This window comes from Corallococcus terminator, assembly GCF_003611635.1.
Classification (GTDB): domain Bacteria; phylum Myxococcota; class Myxococcia; order Myxococcales; family Myxococcaceae; genus Corallococcus; species Corallococcus terminator.
In genome coordinates this window covers 20,084-28,282 of the sequence record NZ_RAVZ01000103.1, presented here as the reverse complement: position 1 = coordinate 28,282, position 8,199 = coordinate 20,084, and the positions used below count along the sequence as shown (strand labels likewise).

3 protein-coding genes and 1 pseudogene are annotated in these 8,199 nt (G+C 66.6%); 1 reads left to right on the top strand and 3 read right to left on the bottom strand.

Annotation, left to right across the window (positions count from 1 at the left end; translation table 11 throughout):
- Positions 1-216: 216 nt before the first annotated feature.
- A pseudogene (locus tag D7V88_RS45500) lies at positions 217-360 on the top strand (IS5/IS1182 family transposase); the annotation flags it as partial.
- Positions 361-825: 465 nt separating this feature from the next.
- Here the strand turns inward: D7V88_RS45500 and D7V88_RS16685 are convergent.
- From D7V88_RS16685 to D7V88_RS16675, 3 genes are read right to left on the bottom strand one after another with little or no spacing between them, the layout of a single operon-like run.
- Positions 826-1,602, bottom strand: coding sequence for an HNH endonuclease (locus D7V88_RS16685; protein ID WP_120541631.1), 777 nt, complete (start codon positions 1,600-1,602; stop codon positions 826-828).
- Positions 1,599-3,614 carry a hypothetical protein gene (locus D7V88_RS16680; protein WP_120541630.1) on the bottom strand — a complete coding sequence of 672 codons (2,016 nt, stop codon included), beginning with the start codon at positions 3,612-3,614 and terminating at the stop codon, positions 1,599-1,601. The genes D7V88_RS16685 and D7V88_RS16680 overlap by 4 nt, the downstream gene beginning before the upstream one ends.
- Positions 3,604-8,199, bottom strand: coding sequence for an Eco57I restriction-modification methylase domain-containing protein (locus D7V88_RS16675; RefSeq protein ID WP_120541629.1), 4,596 nt, complete (start codon positions 8,197-8,199; stop codon positions 3,604-3,606). Before D7V88_RS16675 ends, D7V88_RS16680 begins: the two co-directional genes overlap by 11 nt.

The window sequence follows — 8,199 nt, the reverse complement described above, 5'->3', positions numbered from 1 at the left end:
AGTCGGCTTCCAGCGCTCCATGAGCCACCTCCGAGAGGTGGCGACCTGATCACGCGGCGACAGCCCACGTCGATCGCGCTCGTAAGTATTCGACTTTCCTCGGGCGGAAACCTGATCGGCGCTCTAGTGCCCGACCGACAGGCCCTAGATGGGATTCTCTTGGTGCTGCGCACGGGGATGCAGTGGGGCGCAGGGATGGAGGGTGCCTCCTTTGACCACAGCACCTTCTCTCAGAACCGGGACCGGCTTTTGGAGCACGACGTCGCCCGGAGCTTCTTCATGGCTGTCATGAGCCAAGCGCAAAGCGCGGGGCTCACCAGCAGTGAGCACTTCAGCGTGGATGGCAGCCTCAGCAATGCCTGAGCGTCTCTGAAGTCGTTCCGTCCGAAGGGCGAGGACGAGAAGGAGAACAAGAAGGAGCAGCCCGACGACGAGGGCAACCCGACGGTGAACTTTCACGGGCAGAAGCGAGGAAACACGACGCACGCCTCGACGACGGACCCGGCCCCATCGTGCGGCCGTGAAGCCCATCGTCCCGGTCGCCAACGACGCGGGCATGACGGATCGCGATGAGCGCGAACAGGCACTCGGCACGACGAAGGACACGCCGGAACTCGTCGACGGAATGGTCGGAGTATTGGCGCGCGAAGGCCCAGAGCACCCACGGGTGAAACGAGTAGTAGCGAGCGCGATCGGTGACGTTCGTGATGCCGGGGAGGAGCTGGCCGTAGAGCGCGATGCACGGCGCCTGCACTCCGAGGTGGTCGAGGCCTCGGATCGGCTCGGGAGGACGAACCCACGCGACGGTGTCGGGTGCTGCCGCCACTATGCGCCCCGCTTCTGGAACACGTGGTCACGATGCCACGGCAGGTACGCCCGATGGCCATCCGCCAGGCCGCGAGCGCGCATCGGCTGGTCGAGCCCGAGGACCGCGCGGGCAGCGGCGTCGAGCGCGTTGCCGACGACAATCGCGCCGTCGTCCTGCACCGTGATGAAGCCCAGGTCGAAGGCAGCGTCGAGGTGCGGCGCCAGCAGGATGCCGTTGTAGACGTCGAGCCGCTCGGCGTCGGTCGCGCAGTCGGCCCAGGGCTTGATGTGGCTCGCGCGAAGCAACTTGGGCACCGCGAGGCTGGTGACGGCGCACCGGCCCTCCCAGAGTTCCAGGAGTCCGTCGCGGAACAGGTTCTGTCCGACACGCTGGACGACTAGACGCTCGGCCTCCGTCGTCTTCGGCAGCGCGGCGACCTTCTTCTCGAACGTGTGAAGAAGCTCGTTCGGCAGGGCCTTGGAGAGCTGGATCGCGCGCCGCAGGAGGCGATGCAGCGCGGGCACATCCGGCACGGTGCGCCCGCCAGCGGCTCCCTTCGGCATTGGCGCGGCCATCGCCGTTCCGTATTCGCCGAGCGCCCGGGCGACGTTCTGCTGCGAGAACGCAGCGAGGAAGACGGCGTCGCCGAATGCGCCGAGCCACACGCGCAGCGGGCACTGCGTGCTCGCGAAGACGAGCCAGTCGCTCTCGGACTCGAGCCCCTGGTCGAAGCCGTTGTCTGTGGCCGCCTTCTCGAGACGCGAGACAAGGATGGGTGAGAGCGCTGTCGTCACAGGTCCACCCGGAAGAAGCGCGTCGCGTCGGATCGCGCGCTGAGTTCAACTCGGACGCGCTCGCGAACGTCGCCTCCGGGAGGTTCCGTCGTCGTCGTCACGATGTACTGGAACGGCGCCATTTCCTCCTTGGGGCCGAGGGTCAAGACGGCCTCGAACAGGCGTGCGTAGGTCCACGGATCAAGGTCGCCCTCACGAGGGCTGTCGTGGAGGAGGAACGCAGGCGCCGACGACGTGCCCTCGACGGCGCAGAGCAGCGCGGCGAGGTCGAAGAGCACGATCCGGAGGGAGTTGAGCGCAACCGATCGCCGTCGTCCGCGCCACTGGATAGTCGCGTGGAGGCCCTTGCCGTCGAGCGTGACATCGCCCTTCGCCTCGTTCGCAACGATCTGCTTCACGAGCACGTCGAACCACTTGGTGAGCTCGGCGGTCGAGTATGTGCTCAGGTGCTCGTTCTTGTGTTCGAGGATGCTCTTCTCGGCGTCCTTCGCCTTCTTCTCGGCGGCGCGCGTGTCCTCAAGCGCCTTCACGGATGCCACGAAGTTTCGCAGCGTACCCTTGGCCGCCCAGGCTGCTTGGCTCTCCTCGGTGGCGCGCGTGATGGCTAGCTGGTGAGCCTCGATGGCGCGCTCGAGGTTGGTGATCCTCGTGTTCAATCCCGCGCGCTGACCCTTCAGCTTCGCAAGCGTGTTCGCCATGGAGATGACTTCATCAGCAACCTTCTTCTGGTGCGTGTCGCTCTCCTGCGCGAGCCTCCTCGCCGCGTCGGGGTCGGGCAGCCGCGGCATCGGACACACGAACTTCGCCTTCTCGACGTTGAGAGGCGTGTCGTCGTAGGGACACGTCGGGTGCTTTGCGCTCCGGAGATCCGCCCATGCCTTGGCGCTGTCCGTCGAGACCAGCTCCAACTGGGCCTTGCCGCGTTTGACCTCGTCGTCGAGGTCGGTGATCTGCTGCTCGACTACGGCGAGTTCGGCCCGCGCAGCTTCGAGAGCCTGCTCGTTCGCCTTCTGCGCCGCCGTGGTCTCGACTACGGCCGTTCCGCGGAGCCGCTGGTCGACGAGCGCTTCGAGCTTTCGAATATGTGCCTCCCTCGCGGCCTGCTCGTCGTGAAGCGCCTCCTCCGGCGACGATGGGGGTGGCGGCCAGATGTCACCCTCATCGCGCTGAAGCGCAGACGCGAGGTCCCTGCGCAGCACTTTGAAGCGCTCATCAGCTTGGCGCGCCGCCGACTCAGCGGTGCTAGCCGTCTGCGAAGCTGCGGACGCGCGCTTGCGAGCCGTGTTCGACTGCTCCGAGTAGAGGCCAGTGGCCATGCGGAGCACGTTCAACCGGGTTTCCGCAGCGGCCTTGCGAACCGGCGAGTGCGAGCTGGACTCGGGGTGTCTCCAGTGGGTCAAGCCATCGAGCCGACACTCCTGGTCACGCGTGAGCCACGCCAGCACGTACTGCCACGGGACCTCGATGTCCTCGATCTCTTTCAACAGCTCGCGGTGCGCGTCGGTGAACGCGACGGCCTCGATTGCTTTGCGGAACGCGCCGAAGGAACCACGATGAGCGTCATCAGCCAAGTCCTCGAGCCGTTCGCCACGGAGCGCTCGGTCATCTGCGCGTGAGGCGAATGCGCGCCGAACCACCCAGGCCTCGCCGCAGAGGCGAACCTCAGCACCGACGCCGCCGTTCGGGAATCGAGCCCGGATGGCGGCCGTGTCCTCGGGATCGGCGTAGGTGTCTTCGCCAAGGCAGTACCGAATCTGGCGGCAGAGCAAGGTCTTCCCTGCCGCGTGGCCCGTCGAAACCTGCTCCGCAGTCGGGCCCGCCGGCGACGACACGATGTTCAGCCCGCGCCGGAACTCGATGTTGCGCCCATGCGCAGGATCGTCGTCGGCGAAGTCGTGCCACAGGCGCAGGCGCTGGACCCAGAGACGGGGCTCCGCGAGCCCCGCGCCGGGCTTGAGATCGGGCGCTGGCCACTGAAGGTCCAGCGTCTTGCGGTCTTGCTTACGCGGCACGGAGCATCTCGAGATGCGCGACCAAATCCGTGTCGACGACGACACCGCTCAGGCTCTGGAGCCACGAGAGCGCCACCAATGCGCGAGCGTCGAGCACGTCCGAGGGAGCGTCGTCGATGTCTGCTCCGGCGCGCCAGCGGCCGTCCGCGTCCATCACGAGCAGGTGCTCGACGGTCGCGCGGCGAAGCACCTCGGCCCAGGGGATCGAGAGGGCCGTGATCGACGACAGGCTCATGTTGGCGGTCCCGATGGCTCGTCGCCACTTCGGGGCCGTCTGCGCGTCGAACTTCGACTGCAGGAGGCCAGGAAGGACGGAGAGCACGACGGCGCGCTCGACTTCATCGCGGGAGGCAGGACCACCGATGTTGCGCAGCACTGCGGCCAGCGCAGCGATGCCGAGGTCGACGCCCGTCAGTGTGGTGCCCCAGCGACCTGCAGAGGCGGCGAGCCCGGTCCTCGTTGCCACCGCTGGGAGAAGCTTGGGCGACCACGCAGGGATGTCGCGATACGGTGCGGGCGCGATGGCGGCCGGTTGAACTGCGGGCTGCGGACGGACGGCGGGACGGAACGGGAGGATCTTCCCGCCGCCAGGAACGCCGTGCGTGATGCTCTCGTCGGCGGGCGGCGGCGATAGGCGTGTGCGGTACGGAGTGCCCGAGCGTTCGGCGGCCACCAGCTCGTCGTAGATGCTGAGAATCGCCTCCTTCGTTCGATAGACGCCGTCGTTGGCTTTCTCGTCGTTCTTCCGAACAACCGGGAACGAGTCCATCACATGCTCGATGTCCGCCCGCTTCAGTTCGTAGAGTCTGAAAAACGCCGCGTCGAGTTCGCAGCGAACCGCGAACCGTTGCTGTGCGTTCCATACGAAAGGGGGCCCCATGAATTCGACGTCCCGGGCGAACGGTTCCATGTCGTCTGCGGTGAACGTCAGCCGCAGGACGCGAGCGAGAACCCAGTCCTTGATGGTAGTCGAGTGGTCCCAGGGAGCCGCCGCCGAATAGGCAGATGGCCCAAGAACAGGAAGTTGCTTCAAGTAGCCGTACGTCAGGTGCGTACCGCCGATCTTCTGGCGAGCGGCATAGTCCAGCACGAAGCTGCATAGCGACGCGTATAGGCACGCGCACAGCTTCGGGGGCGCGCTCGGCATCATCAGCGGAGTCGTGTGTCCGACAGCCACACGAGGCAGGAGGCTAGCGATCACCGTGCGCTGGTCCGTACTGCGGACGATGTCGCGCCAACCAAGCAACCACCCGCGATCCCATCGACTGGCGAGACGCTGTGCTACCTCCGATTCAGGAACCCAGTAGTACGGGAGCGTGACTCGCGCCGTGTCCGCGTGTGCTGCGTCGTCGAACTCGGGCAGCTTGCCCTGGTTATCCTGCGCCTCCGTCTGGCCCTCGTAGGTTCCGAAGCGGTGGTCGAAGATGTGGATCATCTTCGCCTCGATCAGCGGCAACCACGTCTCGGCGTCCCTGGTGAATCGGTTCCCGACCAGCGTCGCCTTTGCCGCCTCCAAGTCCTGGCGCGTCTTGAACAGCCCCGAGTCGTTGGCCATGTGCAGCATCGCCATGAACCGGAGTCCCCAGGGGTTGCCGTTCTCTTTGTCGGCCTCGCGCCAGAGCACGCCCGCGCGTCGGTACATCGCGAGGTTGATGTCCGCGTCGCGACGCGATCTGAACGTCGGGCAGGTTCGCGTGTTCGGGTTGAGCGTCTCGAAGTCAGAGGGCGTCAGCGTGAAGTGTCGAGATTGGTCGCTGAGTGCGGTGACGCTACGGTTCGCGAACGAGGTGTCTGCTCCAGGACTGGATGCCGGACGTTCCTTCGCAACGGTGATGACGATGAAGCGAACGCGGTGGTCTATTCCCGGAAAGAGGAATTCCTCGTTCTCGAACTCGTACAGGGCTACGAGTGCATTCTTCGCGACGAGGTCTTGGAAGTACGCCTTCGTCGTGTCGTCGGTCGCGAGGCCGGGCGGCACGATGTAGCCGGCACGACCGCGAGGGCCGAGTGAACTGCGGTTGTGCTCAGCGAAGATCGCGTACGTGTTCACGTCGCCCTTGCCGCACAGAGGGTAACGCCCCATCTGCCGGATCGAGTGGCTCTCGCCCTCGGCCCGTCGGCTTGCAGCGCACCACTCGTCCCAGAGCAGCGGGTTCTCCTCGGGCAACTTCGCGATGAGCTTCTTGCGCGCGGCCGCGTTCACCGCCTTCGCTATCTCCTCGCTGCGTGACGCGAAGAACTCCTGCTCCTGCAGCTTCACGCGCTCCCACGGCGGGTTGCCGAGAACGACGTTGAAGCCACCCTTGGCGAAGACCTGTGGGAATTGAAGGTGCCAGTGAAAGAACCGGTACTGGTCCGCGAGCTCGCAGATGGTCTTCGTCGTGAGCGCAGGCGCCATACCCTGGCCGTCGCGGAGCTGTCGCCATAGTTCGTTCGTTGGCGCCGCGTCGGTCAGCTCACCGGGCTGCTTCGGCCACACGAAAGCGGCGCACCAGGCGTCGGCCACGAACTTCTGGTGGCGGTACTCGGGCGACCCGAGAATGCCGTCCCACCGCTCCTCTTTCTTCGCGAGCGCTTCGACGTTCGCGTCGCTCGCCGCGTCGAGCTCGGTGACCGCCCGCGTGACGGTCTGAGCCTCAGCGTCTGCAGGCTTGCTCCAGAGCGTGTCGAGCGAGCGCTGTCCCTCGGCGGCTTTCTTGTTCCGCTTCTTCAGCGCGCTCGCGGTCTTTTTGTCGTCGCCCTCGATCGGGTCCCATGCGGTGTCGGGGATGCCCTTCGCCATCAGATCAGGCGTCGTGCCGAGGAGCGCGTTGCCTTGCTGGATGTGCGAGTTCAAGAACGTGAGAGGAAGGCCCGGCTCGACGGCCTCCATCCACAGCCCGACTTTGCACAGCTCCACGGCCATCGGGTTCAGGTCGACACCGAAGATGCAGCGGCCGACGACCTGCCGAAGGGCGTGCCGGTACTCAGCAGCCGACGGCGTGCCGTTCGTCTGCAGGCGCGCGACGTGGGCAGCGAGCCTGCGCGCCGCCGCGAGGAGGAAGTGGCCCGAGCCACATGCGGGATCGACGATGGAGAGCCCAAGCAGTGCCTCCGCGGCGTTGCCCGGATTCTTCGCAATGGTGTCGGCAATGACGGGCTCCAGTGCGCTGGCGAGCAGCACCTGCACGAGGCTGTCGGGTGTGTAGTAGCTGCCCGTCGTCTTACGCGCGTTGCCCTTGGTCTCGCCGCCGGTCGCGAAGGCGAACTGACGCCCGTCCTTGGCGATCTGCGGAACGAGTTCGAGGAGGCTTTCGTAGACACTGCCCAGCTCCTCAGGACCCATGTCGCGCCAGTTCACACGCGAGAGGCTGCCCTCCTCGCGGAGCCACGCGAGCTTGAACACGGCCAGCAGCATCGCACGGTTCTCAAGCTTCGCTCCGTCGAGCGCCGGGCACTGGTTCGCGGCGAAGATGCCCGCGAGCGCAGGGAGGCCGAGGCGCGGCTCTCCCGCAGCAAGGCCGAGGCACACGACCTTGGTCGCTTCCCACAGGTCGGAGAAGCGATCGTGGGCGCTGCGCTTCACTGAGCGCTCGCGTAGGCGGCGGATGCCGTAGCCGTTCGCGTAGAGCGCCTTCGTCGCGTCGCTTGTGCCATCGGGATGAAGGAGCCCGCGCTCTTCGACGGTGAGCAGGAAGATGAGCCGGTAGACCAGCCGAAGGAGCTGGTTGAAGTAGTCCTTCACCGGCAGCGTGCCGTTCTGCAGGTCAGCACGCAGCGCCGCATTCTCGGCGTGCGAAAGGAAGCCCTGGCCGAGCGCGACGATCGCCTCCTCGACGCCGCGCCGCAGGTGCTCGCGGGCCCGTGTGCCTTCCTCGCGGCCAGCGCTGCGCCAGGCTTCGAGCGCGCATTCGGTGACTGGCTGGCCCTCACGGCCGAAGCGCGTTTCGTGGCAAAGGAGCCAAAGCGCGGCGAAGTCGGCATAGCGATCTTCGGTGAAGAGGCGCTGGAGGTCGGCCTCGATCCACGCGGGGCGCGTGAGGCTGGCGTTGTCGCGCACGATGCGCAGCGTGACGCCGTCGCTGGCGATGCCCCAGAGCGCGCCTTCTTGCGCGTTCAGGTACTCCTGCGCGAGGCCGAAGGCGCTGCGCCGGCGAGCACCGTCGCCGAACGCCGACGAGAGCGTGTCGAGCCCGCTGTCGGCCGGGGCGACGACGACGGGCACGCGTCCGGCGAGCGTGGCGTACCCGATGGGGTACGTCCGCTCCTGCAGCACGGCGGGCCCCACCGGAGCAAGTGCCGTGAAGCCGAACGCATCGCGAAGCAGCGCGAGCACGAAGCGCTCGGCGGTGGCCTTCGGGTCGGCCTTCGCCTCGCGGCCCGACTTGAAGTCGGCCCAGTGCGCCTGTGCTATGCGCCAGTAGCGACCGATCTCGTCGCGGAGGTTCAGCCCCTTGTGGATGCGGTAGTCGGCTTCGGCCTGTGTGCCCGCCTGAAGCTGGGCGACCTTCGACAGCCACTCGGGCGACAGGAGTCCGCCTTCGATCGAGAGGGCTTCGAAGGCGAGCTGGGCCTCGCGGGCTTTGGTCTTTCGCTTGGCTGCCAT

Excerpts from the sequence above, each read along its gene's own strand:
- D7V88_RS16675 (WP_120541629.1), bottom strand. The coding sequence starts at position 8,199 with ATGGCAGCCAAGCGAAAGACCAAAGCCCGCGAGGCCCAGCTCGCCTTC.